Consider the following 17,243-nt stretch of genomic DNA (forward strand, 5'->3'; position numbering starts at 1 on the left):
GCGGCCCATGTTCCTCAGCGGCTAAAGCCGTGCGGTTTCCCAGTTATCCCCTGCGGGCCTAAAGGCCTGCTCCACCCCGCGGACGCAGAAACTGCTTGTTTTACTTGAACTTTCTGCCATAATCAGCGTGGCTCTGGCGTACTTCGTGGAATCTCAACAAGCTAAGACATTTTTGTCTTTGTTGAGGACGAATACGCCAACATGAAGTTCTTCGCACGGCTGTTCACGCCCACCAGCAACCGGCGGCTCAATGAGCTGATCGGGTTCTTGCTATTCGTCTCCGCGATCCTCCTTTTCCTCGCGCTGGTCTCGTACTCGCCGCTCGACCGTTCCTTGAACACGGCCGCGCCCCAGCCCGCCTCCAGCCCGGCCCGCAACTGGATCGGCCTGTTCGGCGCGCTGCTCAGCGACCTGCTGCTGCAGGCCTTCGGCATCGGCATCTTCCTGCTGCCGGTGATGCTGGGATTGTTCGGCGCGCGCTGGTTCCGGTCGCGCCCGGTGAGCTCGCCGGTCGCAAAGTGCCTGGGAGCGCTTGCCCTGCTGGTCTTCGTCCCCGGACTGCTGGGACTGCTGCCCTGGCATTGGCGCTGGGTGCATGCGGTGCCGATCGAGGGCCTGCTGGGGCGGATCGTGGGCGATGCCCTTATCCATTACTTCAACCTGACCGGCGCCTACATCGTGTGCTTGGCGGTCATCGCCGTGGCCCTCTATCTCTCCACCGCGTTCAGCTTCGGGGCCATGCGGGTGTGGGTGGAGACCCGCTTCGCTTTCGCCTTTGCCGCCTGGGACCGTTTCCAGGATTGGCGCATGCTGCGGGCAAAACTCAAAGCTCAAAAAGAGCTTGAACGCCGCCGGATGATGAAGGCGAAGCCTCTTGTCACCACCCAACTGGTCACCGCCAAGCGTCCGGTGGAAGACAAGCGGGAGAAGACGGGGATCGAGAAGGTGATGGAGGAAGCGGTGCCGACGCCGGCCGCCGCGCCTCTGGCGGCTTCCGTGCCTCCGCCGCCTGCTACGGCCGGCGACGCTCCCGGCATCGGCGCCCGCGCCGACGTCGCCCTCAAGCACAAGACGGTGCTTCCGCGGGTCTCCGGCGGATACAAGCTGCCTTCCAGTTCCCTGCTTCACCGGCCCGACGAGCAGCGCTCGATCGACGAGGAAGAGCTGCGCAACCTGGCCCAGGTGCTCACCGAGAAGTGCGCCGAGTTCGACGTGCGCGGCACCGTCACCCACATCAATCCCGGCCCGGTGGTGACCACCTACGAGTACAAGCCCGAGGCCGGCATCAAGTATTCGCGCATCACCAGCCTGTGCGACGACCTCTGCCTGGGCCTGCGGGCCGAGAGCATCCTCATCGAGCGTATGCCCGGCAAGTCCACGGTCGGCATTCAGGTGCCCAACCGCGAGCGCGAGACCATCTGGCTCCGGGAGGTCATCGAGGCGCAGGAGTTCGCCGGCTCGAAGTCGAAGCTGACGCTCTCCATGGGCAAGGACATCAACGGGCGCATCGTCACCGCCGACTTGGCCTCGATGCCGCACCTGCTGATCGCCGGCTCGACCGGCTCGGGCAAGAGCGTGGCCATCAACGCTTTCATCATGTCCATGCTCTACAAGTCGACGCCCGACCAGGTCCGCCTGATCCTGGTGGACCCCAAGCGGCTGGAGCTGGGCGTGTACGAAGGCGTACCGCACCTGTTCACGCCCATCATCACCGAGCCCAAGGTGGCGGCGGTGGCGTTGCGCAACGCCGTGCGGGAGATGGAGAAGCGGCTGAAGATGCTGGCCGACAAAGGGGTGCGCAACATCGACCAGTACAACAAGCTCTTCGAGGGCGAGACCCCGAGCCTGTTCGAGACGCAGGACGTCGAGCACCGGCCCATCCCCTACATCGTCATCATCATCGACGAGCTGGCCGACCTGATGATGCTCGACGGGCACAACGTCGAGGAGTCCATCACCCGGCTGGCGCAGATGGCGCGCGCCGTCGGCATCCACCTGGTGCTGGCCACGCAGCGGCCCTCGGTGGACGTCATCACCGGCCTCATCAAGGCCAACTTCCCGGCGCGCATCTCGTTCCGCGTGGCCACCAAAGTGGACTCGCGAACCATCCTGGACGCCAACGGCGCCGAGTCGTTGCTGGGACGCGGCGACATGCTCTATCTGCCGTCCGGTTCCGCCCGGGTGCACCGGCTGCACGCACCGCTGGTCACAGAGAAAGAGATCGCCGCCGTGGTGGAGTTCTGGCGCCAGCAAGGCACCGCGCAGTACGAGCAGAAGTTCCTGGAGGCTCCCAAGGACGAGAACAGCAAGGCCGAAGCGGGCTCCGCGGGCGCCGGCATGGAAGATGGCGACGAGAACGACGAGCTCTACGACGACGCCGTGCGCCTGGTGCTGGAGTTTGGCAAGGCGTCCACTTCCCTGCTGCAGCGGCGGCTGCGCATCGGCTACGGCCGCGCCGCCCACCTCATCGATCTGATGGAACAGGAGGGCATCGTCGGCGCTGCCGATGGCCCCAAGCCGCGCGAAGTGCTCAAGCGCCCCGACTGGCTGAGCGAAGTGGAACAGTCGCTACGTTAGAACCTTAACCGCCGAGAACGCCGAGATCGCGGAGAGGATTTAGGCCACGGGTTTACGGATTTTCACGGATTCAGAGCCGCTTCTATCCGTGAGCATCCGTGAAATTCGTGGCCTTTCTTTTCTCTGCGTTCTCTGCGATCTTTGCGGTCAAATTCAGCTGCTGGCGGCCAGGACGACCTCGGCGCGCTCCCGCGCGATCTGGCGCACCCGGCCCAGGTCGATCTTCCCCGTCCCCAGGTAAGGCAGCGCTTCCACGCGGTAGAACTGGTTGGGACGAGGCTTCCACAGCGCCGGCAGGTCTTCGTCGGCGAGGCGATCCAGAACGACCTTGAGCTCCTCGTCGCCGAGCGTGTGCAACACGGCCAGGCGCTCGCCCTTCCTCTCGTCATGGACAGCGGTGACGGCAAAGGTCTGCTCGGTCACGCCGGCGAGCCCGTGCAGGATGTCCTCGATCTTCAAGTGGGGCACCATCTCCCCGCCCATCTTGCTGAAGCGGCTGAGCCGGTCCGACATGGTGAGGAAGCCATCTTCGTCGAGCGCAGCGATGTCGCCGGTGATGTACCAGCCGTCGCGGATGACCTCCGCGGTCTTGTCCGGCCGCCCGAAGTAACCCAGCATGACGTTCGGCCCCTTCACCAGCAGCAGGCCGGACTCGCCCAGCGGCAGCGGCTCCATGGTCTCCGGGTCCACGATCTTGACACTGATGCCCGGCAGCGGGTGCCCGATCTTGCCGCGCTTGGTGCCCACCTGGCGGAAACCCGGCTCGCGGTACTCGCGGCAGTTCACCGCCACCACCGGCGCGCATTCGGTGCAGCCGTAACCTTCGAGCGGCGCCAGGCCGTATTGCTCCTCGAAAGCGTCGGCCACGCGCGTGGGAAGCTTCTCCGCGCCCACGATCATGTATTGCAGCGAGCTGAACTCCTCCCGGGTGCAGCGACGCATGTAGGTCTGAAGGAAGGTTGGGGTCGCCACCAGCAGCGTGCAGCGGTACTTCTCGGTCAACTCGCCGACCGCTCGGGCGTCGAGCGGGTTGGGATGGTAGATGCTGCCGATACCCAGCACCGGCGGCAGCCACAGCAGGACGGTGTAGCCGAAGGCGTGGAACAGAGGAAGGATGCTCATCACCCGGTCGTGCTTGTTGAGCATGAACACCTGCCCCATCTGGTCGATGTTGCTGACGATGTTGAAGTGCGTCAGCATCACGCCTTTGGGCTCGCCGGTGCTCCCGCTGGAAAAAATGACGGTAGCCAGATCGTCGAGATTGGGTGAGAAAGTCAGCCCGCCGAGCGCCTTCTCGATGGCCTGCACGGGGAAGGTCCATGCCATCAGCGCCGCCATCAACTTCTCGTGCAGCCTGGGCTTGGCCGCCACCTCCTCCAGCAGCACCATGCCCGGCAGCTTCAGCGGGACTTTCTCCAGGAACGCGCGCGCGGTCACCACCGTCCTTACGCCCGCCTGTTCCATGCACCGGGTGATGGTGCTCTCCGATGTCGTGTAGTTCAGGTTGACCGGGATCTTGCCGGTCAGCGAGGCGGCGAAGTTGACCAGCGCGCCGCCCACGGTCGGCGGCAGCAGGATGCCGACGAAGCGCTGCCCTTCCCAGACTCTCTGCAGCCGTCGCGCCAGGTAGATGCTCTTGATGAGAGCGGAGATGAACGTGACCCGCGGCGTGCTGGCGTCCGCCATCAGCAGGCGGAAGGGATGGCGGCGCGCCCCGCGCACCAGCGATCGCGGCAGGGTACGCATCTTCTGCTTGCGGTGCTGGTAGGCCTCGGTCGCCAACTCCTGCACCGCCTGCCGGACCTCGTAAGACCTGGACGCGGGCGGCATGGGACGTCCGAAGCTCACGCCGACGTCGTAGGGGATCTGCCAGGGGATCTTCCACAGGAAACGGCCTTGGTCGAAGCTGAAGATCGAGCCCCAGGCGCCGTCCAGGTGGACCGGGATGATGGGGGCATCCACGCCTTTGGCTACGCGCTCGAAGCCGCGGCGGAACGGCAGCATGTGCCCGATGCGCGTGATCTGCCCCTCGGCAAAGATGCAGACCAGGTCACCATCCAGGACGGCCTGGCGGGCCTTGCGCAGCGCCTGGATCATGTCGCGCGGCCGCAGCTCCGAGGAGATGGAGATGGCCCGAGTCATGCGCGCCCACGGGTTCACCACCGGATGGTCGTAGATGCCTTTGTACATCACGAAGCGCACCTGGCGTCGAGTGGCGGCGGTCAGGAGCATACCGTCGAGGAACGAAAGATGATTGCAGACCAGCAGCGCGCCGCCGCTGGCGGGCACGTTGTCACCCCCCGTGACCCGCAGGCGGTACACGGTGTGGGTCAGGAGCCAAAGGAAGGCACGCAGCAGCCAGTGGGGCAGCACCGACAAGGCCTGCCCCAGCGCGATGAAGAAAAGGCTCCCCAGTCCGTCGGGACGGGGGTCGGCGGATCGATCCGAGGCCGGCTGGAACGCTTCTGTCATCGCATGGCCGCCGTCAGGAGTGAAGCTCCTGTGGCGCTAGTGCTTGAGATTCTAGCTGGAAATGTGACGCCAGTCACCGTTGGCGCCGCTCCCTGGGCGCATAATGTAGAGTTGGCCATTCATCCAGATTCATAGGAGTGCAGTATGAAGATCGGCATTCTGACGGGCGGCGGCGACTGCCCGGGCCTGAACGCGGTGATCCGCGCCGCGGTCCGCAAGGGCATCTTTCATTACGGCGACGAATTCATCGGCTTCCTGGAGGGTTGGCGTGGCGTGCTGGAGGACAAGACCGTCCCTCTCGGCCTGAACGAGGTGGCCGGCATCCTGCCCCGCGGGGGCACTATTCTGCGCACCTCGCGCACCAATCCCGACAAACACCAGGGCGGGGTCGGCCGGTGCGCCGAGAACCTGAAAAAGCACGAGATCGACGCCCTGATCGCCATCGGCGGCGACGACACCATGCGTATCGCCACCAAGCTCTGCGAGCTGGGCCTGAAGGTCGTGGGCGTGCCCAAGACCATTGACAACGACCTGAGCGGCACCGACTTCTGCTTCGGCTTCGACACCGCGGTCAACGTCGCCACCTCCGCCATCGACCGCGTTCATACCACCGCCGAGGCCCATGCCCGCGTCATGGTGGTCGAAGTCATGGGACGCGACTCCGGCTGGATCGCCATCTACAGCGGGCTGGCGGGCGGCGCCGACGTCATCCTGGTGCCGGAGCGGCCCTTCGATATCGAAGAAGTCACCGCGGTCATCCGCAAGCGCTACGAGCGCGGGCGGCTGTTCAGCATCGTGGTGGTGGCCGAGGGAGCGAAGCTGGCCACCGACGTGGACCCGTCGCATGGCGCGGCCGTGGTCACGGAATTCGGCAAGGACGAGTTCGGCCATGTGCGGCTGGGCGGCATCGGCAACGTGCTGGCCCGCGAGATCGAGAAGCGCACCGGCTTCGAGACCCGCACCGTGGTGCTCGGGCATATCCAGCGCGGCGGCTCGCCCAGCGCCTTCGACCGCGTGCTGGCCACGCGCTACGGCATGGCGGCCATCGACGCCATCCATCGCAACGAGTTCGGGATGATGATGGCGCTGCGCGGCACCCAGATCGTTTGCGTCCCGCTCAACGAGGACATCCTGCGCACCCGCTACGTGGACCAGGAGCTGGTGGAGGTCGCCCTCGGCCTGCACGACAAGCTGGTGAAAGACACGGTCAGTTAGGGTTTTCGCGGATGTTCAGCGGCGGGTTTCCCGCCTTTTTTTGTCCACACCGCGATGGCGTTGGTACAATGTCGCGCGCAGAGTCCGAGCCCGGAGGAGAGTTCCCATGAAGCGAGTGGTAAGAGTAGGGGTCGTGGTGCTGGTCGTGTCGCTGCTGGCGCAGGCGGCCGAAACCCGCAAGAAGCGCCTGGCAATCATGGACTTCGAATACGGCACGGTGCGCACGGCGGTGGCCGGGATCTTCGGCACCGATGTGGACGTGGGCCGCGGCATCCGCGACCTGCTGGTGAAGTACCTGGTCAAGGACGGCACTTATTCCGTGATCGAGCGCGCCGCCCTGGACAAGATCCTGCAGGAACAGAACTTCTCCAATAGCGACCGCGCCAATCCCAGCAGCGCCGCCAAGATCGGCAAGCTGCTGGGCGTAGACGCCATGGTCTTCGGCAGCATCACCCAGTTCGGCTACGACACCAAGAAGACCCAGGTCGGGGGCGGAGGAGGCGGCTGGGGCGGCTTCGGGCTCGGCGGCTTCTCCCATAAGAAAACCAAGGCCATCGTCACCGTGGACGCCCGGGCGGTGGATATCGATACCGCGGAGATCCTGGTGGTCGCCGACGGCAAGGGCGAGTCTGCCCGCGAGAGCACTTCCATGCTGGGCAGCGGCGGAAGCTGGCGCGGATGGGGCGGCGGCAACGTGGACTTCGGCTCCAGCGACTTCCAGAACACCATCCTGGGCGAAGCGGTGAAGGCCGCCACCGAACAGATGGCATCGTCTCTCATCCAGGGCGCCGACAAGCTGTCGGCCCGCACCATCACCGTCGAAGGCCTGGTGGCGTTCGTGGACCGCGGCACGGTGGTGCTCAACGTGGGCGCCAAGTCGGGACTGAAGGCCGGCGACCAACTCTCCATCGAGCGGGTGACGCGCGAGATCAAGGACCCGGCCACGGGCAAGGTGCTGCGCCGCATGAGCGACAAGATCGGGGTCATCCAGGTCACCTCCACCGACGACAACTCAGCCGAGGCCAAGATCGTCAGCGGCTCCGGCTTCAAGGTCGGCGACATGGCCAAGACCACGACCCAGTAATGCTTGTGGCCCGGCCGTGTCGGCCGGGCTGCACGGGCGACACGCCCGTGCCACACAAGACGAGAGGCCGGCGGCAGCCGGCCATTTCTTAGGCCAGCTGTGCGACATATCCAGCACCCCCTACCCCCTCCCCCCTGGTCTGTCGAAACAAAGGAGTTAGGGGCAAGAATATGTCAGATATGTTGACCCTTCGCTCCGCTCAGGGTCTCGACCGTGGGAGTCAGGAGTCAGGAGTCAGGAGTCAGCGGCTCGGGACGACGAGTTGTCAAAGAACGGCGGCTGCACGCAGCAGCGGCGGCGCCCTTCGGCTTCACCTCAGGGCAGGCTTTAGGCCGCTACAGACAGAGTAGCAAATCGTCAAGTTGTGGACCTGGAGGTCGAGAACGCGAACAACAGCGGAATCAATGACTTGCGGAGGGCGGTAAGATGGGACTTGCTATTGCTTAAAGCTATAAATGAGACGACTAAGTGGTTCGCTTATAAGGGCTTGGCGGGATGCGCAGTAGAGTGAGACGAAAGGAGAATAATGAAGAAATCTTGTTCCTAACCCAGGCAAGCAAAACCAGCTTGCCTGGGGCACCCCCTCATAGTGTGGGCCCGCCTTCCAAGAGCCGTGTACTCATTCGATGGCTTGGGTTTAGACTTCACGCTTCCCATCGTACGCCCATTGAGGAACCCTCCAATGAAGGACGACATATCTCTCCAGATGGTCAAAATTCTCCGCTCACAACGCGACCGGATAAACTGCCTTGAGGATTCTGTACAGGCATTAAAGATGGTGATTTCTCGTATGTCCGGAGCAGATGCTCGAGAAGCATTTGCTGGTTTTGCTGGTCTAGAGCATCAATTTCGTGAAGCTCGCACAGGACACCAAGAGCGCGACCAACTAGACGCTCTGATTGAACTCGCGGATCGCGGGAAAACAACCGACGAAATAGACGCCTAGCCACCAATGCAGCAGCGAATACTAGACTCACTTTCTTCTGCGGGCTCACGTCTGAAGATTGAACGGGCCGAAAAACACATCCGCGACATCAATGCCCTGCTTGAGGAATTTGTCGCGTCTGATTTTTACTCCGTCGAAATCGAAACGAATGGGCATTGCTGCCCCAACTACCTGCGATTTCACATTGACACTTCCGGATTCCGCCTGGACATCGCAGCGGTCGTCATTGGAGACGCCCTGCACAATCTGAGAAGTGCTTTGGATCTTCTCTACTACGCGGCCATTTTGGAATGCGGTGGGCGGCCAACCAGGTGGACACGGTTCCCAGTTTTCGACACGGGGAAGGACGTTGAAAACAAACTTAGAGAGGCTCTGAAGAAGAAGCAGATTACTACCGGAATTCAGGAGCTTCTTCTCGATACGATAAAACCTTACGAGGCTGGGAATTACGCCCTCTGGGCCGTAAACGAGTTGAACATTACGGACAAACACCAACTCCTCATTCCAACTCTCCAGCTTATGCGGTTTGTCGGTATCTGCCTTGAGGACGAGAAAGGCGACGTGGTCATGGAAGATACCGCGTACTTCATGGACACTTCGGGAAGGGTGAGATTGGATCAGGAGCTGGATTGTCGAACTATCACACTCACAGATAAGGGCCATGCTGCCGCTACGATAATGTTCAACATTGGCCTGCCCTTTCAGGCACAAGCGGTTATTCCAACTCTCCATCAACTTGTGGAAGTAGTTTCTGGCGTCGTTGAGTCTTTCCGGCGGGCTGGATTCGTAAAGTAGCGCAGTGGCCAAAGCACACTCCCGCTACCATCGCGCACAGTTCCGCTATGTAGTGTCAATCGTTCCGGCAGGAGAATCCGACATTTGGATCTCAAGAGCTAACTCCTTTGTTTCAACAAACCAGGGGGAGGGGGTCAGTCCGACGCCGGGCTGGGCATTTCGCGGGCGATCTCGCCGTGGGGAGTGGTGCCGGTGAGCTCTTCGGCGGGGACGCCGCCGGCGGCCTGCTGGGCGACGATCAACTGCCGGACCTCGGGGCGCAGGGCGGGCAGGTGCAGTCCGAAGGCGATGCCGCCTGCGATGCACACGCCTCCGCCCAACGCGACTGTGACGGGGGCGCTGAGTCCGTGGGCCAGGGCGCCGGCCAGCAGCGCGCCGAAGGGCGCCATGCCCATGAACATCATTGAATAGAGGGCCATGACGCGGCCGCGCAGATGGTCGGGCACCATGGCCTGGATGAGGGTGTTGGACGACGCCATCTCCACCATGAAGGCGAAGCCGGTGGGCAGCAGCAGGGCCGCGGAGAGCCAGAAGCTGCGGGAGAAGGCAAACAGGATCAGGCTGGCGCCAAAACCGATGGCAGAGGCCGCGACCCACGAGCCCAAGCCCTTCAGTCCGCGGCGGCTGGCCAGGGTCAGGGCGCCGATCATCGCGCCCACGCCGGTGGCGCCCATCAGGATGCCAAGGCCGCGGGCCCCGCCGTGCAGGACCTGGTCGGCGAAGATGGGCATGAGCACGGCATAGGGCATCCCCATCAGGCTCATCAGGCCGAGCAGCAGGAGCAGGGCGCGGATGGGGCCGGTGCGGGCGGAGTACTGGAACCCTTCGACGATGTGGGCCAGGGCGGAATCCGCGCCGCGGGCGCGGATGAGCGGGCGGATATTCATCAGCAGCAGTCCGGCGATGACGGCGATGTAACTGACAGCGTTGGCGAAGAAGCACCAGCCCTCGCCGATGGCGGCGACCAAGATGCCGGCCACCGCCGGCCCCACGATGCGCGCCCCGTTCACCATGGAAGAGTTCAGGGCGATGGCGTTCATCAGGTCGTCCTTGCCCACCATGTCCACCACGAAGGCCTGGCGCACCGGGATATCGACGGCGTTGACCACCCCCAGCAGCGCCGAGAGTACGAAGATGTGCCACACCTTGATGGCGCCGAGCAGGGTCAGGGCGGCGAGGGCAAAGGCCAGCAGCATGGCGGCGGTCTGGGTGGCGATGACGACGCGGTGGCGATTGTGGCGGTCGGCGATGGCCCCGCCGAAGGGTCCGAAGACAAAGACCGGGAACTGGCTAGCGAATCCCACCATGCCGAGCAAGAGCGCGGAGCCGGTCAGGCGATAAACCAGCCAGGACTGGGCCACCGACTGCATCCAGGTGCCGACCAGGGAGATGAGCTGCCCGCCGAAAAACAGCCGGAAATTGCGGTGACCGAGGGCGCGGAAGGTGGCGGCCAGGCGGGACGGCTCAGGTTGCATCGCGGGATCAGCCGGTGCGGTCGGACTCACTCGATATCGCCCTCGAACATTGGATGCACCGTGTCCCCGCAAGAATGCAGCCTACTTCTTCCCCGGTCGCTTGCCGGGAAGGCCCGCTGGGTTCTCATGGGTGCGTTCGCGATAGCCGCCGCGCAAGCCGCTGGCCAAGCCGACGGAAGAGTCGCCAAACTTGTCGCGGAGGCGGTCGGCGGCGGAGAGAGCCTGTTTCCAGCGGTCGTGGCGCTGGCCGTCCAGCAGGTCGAGTTGGCCCTGGCTGCTGCTGAACCCGGAGGTGTGCACACCTAGCAGACGGACCAGGGTCCCGGTGGACCAGTTGGCGCGAAAGAGCGTCCGGACGTGCTCGAAGAGCTCGGTATCGAGCTGAGTGGCGCTCGGAAGAGTGTGGGCGCGGGTGATGGTGGAGAAGTCGGCGTGGCGGAGCTTGAGCTGGACGGTGCGGGCGAAGAGCTTGTGCTCGCGCAGGCGGCGTCCCACCAGCTCGCAGAGGTGAGAGAGGACGGATTCCAGTCGCTCCTGGTCGGCGGTGTCGTGGCTGAAGGTGTGCTCGTGGCTGATGGACTTGGGGCCCACGTCCTCGCCGACCTCGGAGTCGAACCAGCCGCCGGCATCCTCGCCGCGGGCCTTCCCGGCCAAGGCCAGGCCCCACTTGCCGAAACGCTCCTCGAGAAAGGAATCGTCAAGGCGGGTGAGATCGCCGACGCGGTGGATGCCGAGATCATGCAGCTGCTTCTCGGTGACCTTGCCGACACCAGGGATTTTGCGGACGTCAAGCGGCGCCAGGAAACGGGCTTCCTGGCCGGGGAGGATCCACAACAAGCCGTTCGGCTTGGCCTGCTCGGACGATACCTTGGCCACCAACCGCGAAGCGGCGATGCCGATGGAGCAGTTGAGGCGGGTCTCACTCTTGACCGCCTGGTGGAGCGCGTCCGCGGCCCGCAGCGGGGAGCCGTGCAGGCGCTCGGTCCCGGTCATGTCGAGGTAGGCTTCGTCGATGGAAGCCATCTCCACCTGCGGAGAGAAGTTGCCGAGCACCTTGTAAACCTTTCCCGACTGTTCCCGATAGCGGTCGGGGTGACCGTCGAGGAAGATGGCGTGGGGACAAAGCTTGTATGCCGTGCGCAGAGGCATGGCGGAATGGACGCCGAACTTGCGGGCCTCGTAGGAGGCCGCCGAGACCACGCCACGCTCGTTGGGGCGGCCTCCGACCACCACCGCCTTTCCCTTAAGCGAGGGGTCATAGAGCTCTTCGACCGAGACGAAGAAGGCGTCCATGTCCACGTGGAAGATGGTGCGCTGCACCCTTGTAAAGTACAGAGTACAGAGTGCGGAGTACAGGGGGATCGCCCTGCCGTTGAAGGCGTGCCCTTCCGCCCTCGTGTAACATAGTCCGGCTTGCGGGGAGCGGCCGGGAACGGCCGTGTCTGTGGGAAAGCGGGGGTGTGATTGTACGAAAAAGACCAGACCAAGCCGATCCTGCCTGGCCAGGGGGCGTCCGATTACGAGCGGTATCTGAGGACCGACGACCTGTTGGCGTTGCAGAAACCGCGGGAGGAGATGCTCCACCCCGATGAGCTGACCTTCCAGGTCACGCACCAAAGCTCGGAGCTGCTGATGAAGGCGGCGGCGTGGGAATTGGAACGGGCGCGGGAGTACGTCGAGCAGGGCGACTACGGGAATGCGTCGCGGCTTATCCGGCGGTCGAACCGGGAGCTCGACTTCCCCATCGACATGCTGCACATCCTGGAGACCATCACACCCTACGAGTACCACGTGATCCGCGCCGGGCTGGGGCACGGCAGCGGGCTGGACTCGCCGGGATTCGTGGCCCTGCTGCACATCGGGCCGCGGCTGGGAGAGGCGTTCTTCGCCGAATTGGCGAAGGCCGGGCTGAGCCCGGATGAGCTGTACCGGCGTCACGCCGAGTTCTTCGGCCTCCATGAGCTCGCCGAGCAACTGCTGGAATTCGATTCCCGTATGCAGCTCTTCCGCTACAAGCATCTGAAGCTGGCGCAGCGGATCATCGGCGGGCAGGTGGTCGGCACCATGGGAACGCCGGTGGAGATCCTGAAGCAGCGGATGGAGCACGGAGTGCTGTACAAGCCGCTGTGGGACGTGCGCAACGAGATCACGGCGAAGATGAATGCCGCGCTGGAGAAAGAGACCCAGGGACATGGCTGATCGCCGGGATCGCCGTGATTCGCCGAGATCGCCGTCATCAAGACCGGACCAAGGAAGAGGAATGAAGCTCGTAACCTTTGAAGATGTCTTGAAACGACGACGGATTGGTGTGCGTGCACCGGGCGGCGAGATCGTGGACCTGACCGCCGCCTATGCCTTTTATCTCAGGGACGTGGAGAAGAGGCAGGACGCAGCGCAGGCGGCGGAGAAGCACGTTCCACCCAACATGCGGAAGCTGTTCATGGAAGGGGCGGTCGAGGACGCCCGCAAGGCTTTCGACTACGCCGTCCGGCAAGGGCCGGAGGCACGGGGTCCCGTGGGCGAGCGCATCTTCTATCCGGCGAAAGAGGTCACGATCAAGGCGCCCATCATCCCGCGCAAGTTCTTCCATACCGCGGGCAACTTCCGCGAGCACCACGAAGAGGCGCAGAAGGCCGGCTTTTCGCATCCGGTGCTGCCGTGGATCGTCTTCTTCCAGAACATCGACGCCATCGTGGGGCCGGACGAGCCGGTGGTCTATCCATCGCACCTGACCCAGGAGGTGGATTACGAGCTGGAGCTGGCGGTGGTGATCGGAAAAACCGGCAAACATTTCACGGAGCAGGAAGCGCCCGACTACATCGCTGGCTACGTCATCTTCAACGACGTGACGGCGCGGGACATCCAGCGCCGGGAGATGAAATCAGGTGTCTTCAGTTTTTGCAAAGGTATCGACACGTTCTGCCCACTGGGGCCGCACATCGTCACCGCCGACGAGATCCCGGACCCGCACAACCTGGCGATGGAACTGCGGGTGAATGGCGAGGTGCGCCAGCGTTCGCATTCCTCCAAGATGGCGGTGAAGATCCCGCAGATCATCGCGCATTATTCGGCGATGGGCTATAGCGCGGGCGACGTGCTCTCGACTGGAACGGTGTCAGGGGTAGCGGCGTTCAGCGGCGATCCCAAGGCCTGGTACCTGAAGCCGGGCGACGTCATGGAGTGCGAGATCGAGAAGATCGGCGTGCTGCGCAACCCGGTGATCTCGTGGGAGGAGGCACACGGCGGGCCTCCGCCCAAGGTCGCGAGGGCGACATCCTGATATGACGGGCAAGATCTGGACCAGCGAACTGAACCGCAGGCCGGGGGTGCGGCCGGAGTTCGCCTATACCGGCCCAGTGCGGTTCTACGATACGACGCTGCGCGACGGCGAACAGACCGTGGGTGTGGTGCTTACGCCGCAGCAGAAGCTGGAGATCGCCCGCAAGCTGGATGAGCTGGGGGTCGGCCGCATCGAGGCCGGGTTCCCGCGAGTCTCGGCCGACGACGCGGAAGCCATTCGCCTGGTCTCGCAAGCCGGGCTGAAAGCTGAGGTGTGGGGCTTTGCGCGGGCGGTGACTGCCGACGTCGAGGAGCTGATCAAGCTTGGGGTCAAAGCGACGGTCATCGAAGCCCCGACCAGCGACCTGAAGCTCAACGCCTACGGCATCGGGCGCGAGCAGGTGCTGGAGCGGGTGGGCAATGCCATCCGCTTCGCGAAGAAACATGACATCCGTGTCGCGTTCTTCGCGGTCGATAGCACCCGGGCGGAACCGGAATTCTTGCGCCAGGCATACTCCAGGGCGATCGAGGCGGGCGCCAGCGAGATCGTGGTGGTGGACACCATCGGGGTGTGCGGGCCGGAGGCGGTGTTCCACCTGGTGAGCCAAGTGCGCTCGTGGGTGGGGCCGGAGATGCCCATTCACTTCCACGGACATAATGATTTCGGCATGGCGACGGCGAGCGCGGTGGCAGCAGTGCGCGCGGGCGCCAGTTGGATCCAGGGGACGGTCAACGGGATGGGCGAACGGGCGGGGAATGCCGACCTCGCGGAGGTCGCGCTGGCTCTGCAGTGCGTCTACGACGTGCCCGTTGAATTGAATCTGGCCAAGGCGCGGGAGGTCTCGGAGACGGTGCGCCGGCTGGCCGGATATCAGCTCGAGCCGTGGAAGCCGGTGGTCGGCGAGACGCTCTTCATGCGCGAGAGCGGCGCCGTCGCCACTCAGTTCCACATCCCCGAAGCCATCGAACCCTATTCCTCGGAGCTAGTGCAGGCGAGGCGTGAGCTGGTGCTGGGCAAGAAGAGCGGGCTGGATTCCATTGAGATCAAGGCGAAGGAGCTGGGGCTGCACGTCGCGCCGGAGCAGCGTCCAGCATTGCTGGCGGCAGTAAAGCAGCGCGGCATCGAGAAGCGGGGGCTGGTGACGGACGAGGAATTTCGAGAGATGGTCGGCCGTCTCGGGGCGAGAAGCTAGCGCCCTCCTCGACCAGAACCGCTCAGCTGGCGATGTCGGAGCGGGCGCGGCGGGCGTACTCCAGTTGCACTCCCAGACATTTCGGACACACGCCATGGGAGAAGCGCGCGGGTGAGTACTTGGTGACGAATTCTTCCAGGGGCATCCATCCCCCCTTGCCGCGGCCTTTGCGGGCGTCGTCGCGGACCGAGCCGCAGACGGCGCAGGTGGGTAGGATGGATTCGTAGAGCTCCAGGCGCTGATGGAAACGGCGGCTGCGTTCCACCAGCATCAGCACCATGCTGACGGTCATCATGGTCTCGCAAGCGCCGTCGAGCAGAAAGAGGTCCTGGCGGAACAGGCTGAATCTCTCCCAGCCGCCGATCAGGACGGCATTCCACGCTTCGATCGCCTTCACCACCGCAAATGCGGCACAGGACCAGGTGACCAGGCGGGCTCCCCGCGATCGCTCGTAGTGCAAGTAACGAGCCACCATGAAGGCGCCGTAGAGGTAGGCCGCCCCCTCGGCCGAGGAACGAGCCAAGGAACGAACGGCGTAACTCAGGCGGACATCACCACGCAACAGGAAGGAACAGAGGAAGACCAGCAGGCCCATCCAGATGGCGCCCATCAGATACACCTGGCGCAGCTTGGGCCCGGGCCTCCCCCGGAGGCGCAGTGACAGGGCGCCCATGAAAAGAGAGGCGACCTGCAGGAAGGTCAGCAGCAGCGAAATGCAGATCAGAAGCCACTTCGCGGGTTCCCGGGAGAGGTTACGGTCGAGCGCGAACCAGGAGCAGGCGAGCGCCATGCCAAAGAAGATCCAGGCCCTCATCCAGAATGCGAAGAAGGCGGTGGCGGCGTACATCTTGAGGAGCACCATCAGGGCGACCAGGAAGGCGGTCAGGGACAGTTGCCAGAGGATCCAAAGGCGCAGCGAGTCAAGCATGGAGGCACTCGCGAATCCAGCCGCACTCTGTGTGCCAAAGCAGAAGCGGTAAGCGGCTGCTGCCATAGGACTTGAGTGCCGACTGCGAGAATCGGTCGGGCCAAAACCGGACTTCGACGCGTTGCTGGTGCCGAAATGGGGCTCAGCGGCCCTGGCCGACGCCGTACGGGCGGAAGTGAGGCAGGACCGCTTCTCCGAACAGGCGCGCCTGCTCTTCGCGGTTCTCGCCCCAGATCTCGAGCAGGATATTGGTGCAACCGGCCTGGCGGTATTCTTCAATGCGCCGGATACACTCCTCGGGCGTGCCGGCGATGGCGCAGGCCTTATCGAGGATGGAGTCGGTGACGGCCTGGGCGGCGGCCTTGCGCCCGCCGCGTTCCATGGCGTCGGCGATGGGCTGGAGCTCTTCGAAGGTCAGGTTGGCGCTTTGCAGCAGCACGTCGGCCGAGCCCTTGATGTTCTGCACCTTGTTAGCCAGGTACATGGCGGCCATCTCACGAGCGCCTTCCTTCCCCCTCTTTGAGTCGCGGTCGATCGACCCTACGATGACCGAGCCGAGGTCGAGCGCGCTGGGATCGCGGCCGGCCTTGCGCGCGCCTTCTTCCATGTTCTGGCGGGAATAGCGCACGAAAGCCGGCGTCGTGATGCTGGCGGTAAGCAGGCCGTCGGAAGCCGGGTGGGAGCCGGCCAACTTCTGAAGCACCGGACCGGTCCCGGCAACGTACATGGGGATGCGCTCGCGGCGCACGTGGGCGTCCGCCTTCAGTGCTGGTGCGTAGGCCTGGAAAGCCTTGCCGTCGTACTTCACCTCGCGGCCATCGAGCACCTCCTTCACGATGTCGAGGCTTTCCCGCATGACGATGGCTGGGCCGACCTCTTTTCCCTTCTCTCCCTCTCCGATCTCCTTCATGAAGATCTTGGAGGCGCCCAGGCCAAGAATGAAGCGGCTCGGGCCGGCAGCGTCCTGGAGGACGCGGGCTTCCATGGCGATCTGTACCGGATGGCGGGTGTAGGGCGAGATGATGCCCCAGCCGATGGCGATCCGCTTCGTTTCGTGCGCGATGACGGCGGTCATGGCGGTGGAGGAGCGCGCTTCCATGCCGTGCTTGCGCCACCACGGGTAGGCTTCGGCCAGCCAGAAGATGTCGAAGCCGGCGGCGTCGCAAGCCTTGGCCATGCGCACGGTCTGGTCCAGCGGCTCCATGCTCAGTTGCAGAACGCCGATACGGAAGGGGACGGGCATCTTCTCCTCAGGGGCTAAAGCCCAAATCTCTACTGG

13 protein-coding genes are annotated in these 17,243 nt (G+C 64.1%); 7 read left to right on the forward strand and 6 right to left on the reverse strand.

Annotated elements, in window-relative coordinates; all coding sequences use genetic code 11:
• Positions 1-201 precede the first annotated feature (201 nt).
• Positions 202-2,577 carry a DNA translocase FtsK 4TM domain-containing protein gene (locus VMS96_02335; protein ID HVP42238.1) on the forward strand — a complete coding sequence of 792 codons (2,376 nt, stop codon included), beginning with the start codon at positions 202-204 and terminating at the stop codon, positions 2,575-2,577.
• A 153-nt stretch (positions 2,578-2,730) separates the two neighbouring features.
• Here VMS96_02335 and VMS96_02340 read toward each other — a convergent pair whose 3' ends face one another.
• Positions 2,731-5,049: an AMP-binding protein gene (locus VMS96_02340; GenBank protein HVP42239.1), complete on the reverse strand. Its 2,319-nt coding sequence runs from the start codon at positions 5,047-5,049 to the stop codon at positions 2,731-2,733.
• Positions 5,050-5,193: 144 nt separating this feature from the next.
• Between VMS96_02340 and VMS96_02345 the strand changes: the two genes are divergently transcribed.
• The 3 genes from VMS96_02345 (at position 5,194) to VMS96_02355 (ending at position 8,294) form a co-directional block, all read left to right on the forward strand.
• Positions 5,194-6,264 carry a 6-phosphofructokinase gene (locus VMS96_02345; GenBank protein HVP42240.1) on the forward strand — a complete coding sequence of 357 codons (1,071 nt, stop codon included), beginning with the start codon at positions 5,194-5,196 and terminating at the stop codon, positions 6,262-6,264.
• A 106-nt stretch (positions 6,265-6,370) separates the two neighbouring features.
• Positions 6,371-7,348 carry a CsgG/HfaB family protein gene (locus VMS96_02350; GenBank protein ID HVP42241.1) on the forward strand — a complete coding sequence of 326 codons (978 nt, stop codon included), beginning with the start codon at positions 6,371-6,373 and terminating at the stop codon, positions 7,346-7,348.
• Positions 7,349-8,030: 682 nt separating this feature from the next.
• Complete coding sequence (locus VMS96_02355; GenBank protein HVP42242.1) at positions 8,031-8,294, forward strand: hypothetical protein; 264 nt, start codon at positions 8,031-8,033, stop codon at positions 8,292-8,294.
• Between the two features lie 45 nt (positions 8,295-8,339).
• Here VMS96_02355 and VMS96_02360 read toward each other — a convergent pair whose 3' ends face one another.
• The 3 genes from VMS96_02360 to dinB all read right to left on the reverse strand — a co-directional run bounded on the left by VMS96_02360 (position 8,340) and on the right by dinB (position 11,884).
• Positions 8,340-9,101, reverse strand: a complete 762-nt coding sequence (locus VMS96_02360; protein ID HVP42243.1) for a hypothetical protein — start codon at positions 9,099-9,101, stop codon at positions 8,340-8,342.
• A 122-nt stretch (positions 9,102-9,223) separates the two neighbouring features.
• A complete protein-coding gene (locus VMS96_02365) occupies positions 9,224-10,564 on the reverse strand; it encodes an MFS transporter (protein ID HVP42244.1) in 1,341 nt (446 codons plus the stop codon).
• Positions 10,565-10,645: 81 nt separating this feature from the next.
• Entirely contained in the window at positions 10,646-11,884 is a 1,239-nt protein-coding gene (dinB, locus tag VMS96_02370) for a DNA polymerase IV (GenBank protein HVP42245.1), read from the reverse strand.
• 144 nt (positions 11,885-12,028) lie between these two features.
• On the opposite strand from dinB, the gene VMS96_02375 reads away from it, so the two are divergent.
• The 3 genes from VMS96_02375 (at position 12,029) to VMS96_02385 (ending at position 15,036) form a co-directional block, all read left to right on the forward strand.
• Positions 12,029-12,763, forward strand: coding sequence for a tryptophan 2,3-dioxygenase family protein (locus tag VMS96_02375; GenBank protein ID HVP42246.1), 735 nt, complete (start codon positions 12,029-12,031; stop codon positions 12,761-12,763).
• An 88-nt stretch (positions 12,764-12,851) separates the two neighbouring features.
• Complete coding sequence (locus VMS96_02380; protein ID HVP42247.1) at positions 12,852-13,844, forward strand: fumarylacetoacetate hydrolase family protein; 993 nt, start codon at positions 12,852-12,854, stop codon at positions 13,842-13,844.
• Between the two features lies 1 nt (position 13,845).
• Positions 13,846-15,036 (forward strand): hypothetical protein, encoded by a 1,191-nt coding sequence (locus VMS96_02385; GenBank protein HVP42248.1) that lies wholly within the window; start codon positions 13,846-13,848, stop codon positions 15,034-15,036.
• A gap of 22 nt (positions 15,037-15,058) precedes the next feature.
• Here VMS96_02385 and VMS96_02390 read toward each other — a convergent pair whose 3' ends face one another.
• Positions 15,059-15,964, reverse strand: coding sequence for a hypothetical protein (locus tag VMS96_02390; GenBank protein ID HVP42249.1), 906 nt, complete (start codon positions 15,962-15,964; stop codon positions 15,059-15,061).
• A gap of 142 nt (positions 15,965-16,106) precedes the next feature.
• A complete protein-coding gene (locus tag VMS96_02395; GenBank protein HVP42250.1) occupies positions 16,107-17,207 on the reverse strand; it encodes an LLM class flavin-dependent oxidoreductase in 1,101 nt (366 codons plus the stop codon).
• Positions 17,208-17,243: the final 36 nt, after the last annotated feature.

The organism is Terriglobales bacterium (genome assembly GCA_035543055.1).
GTDB lineage: Bacteria > Acidobacteriota > Terriglobia > Terriglobales > Acidobacteriaceae > JAIQFD01.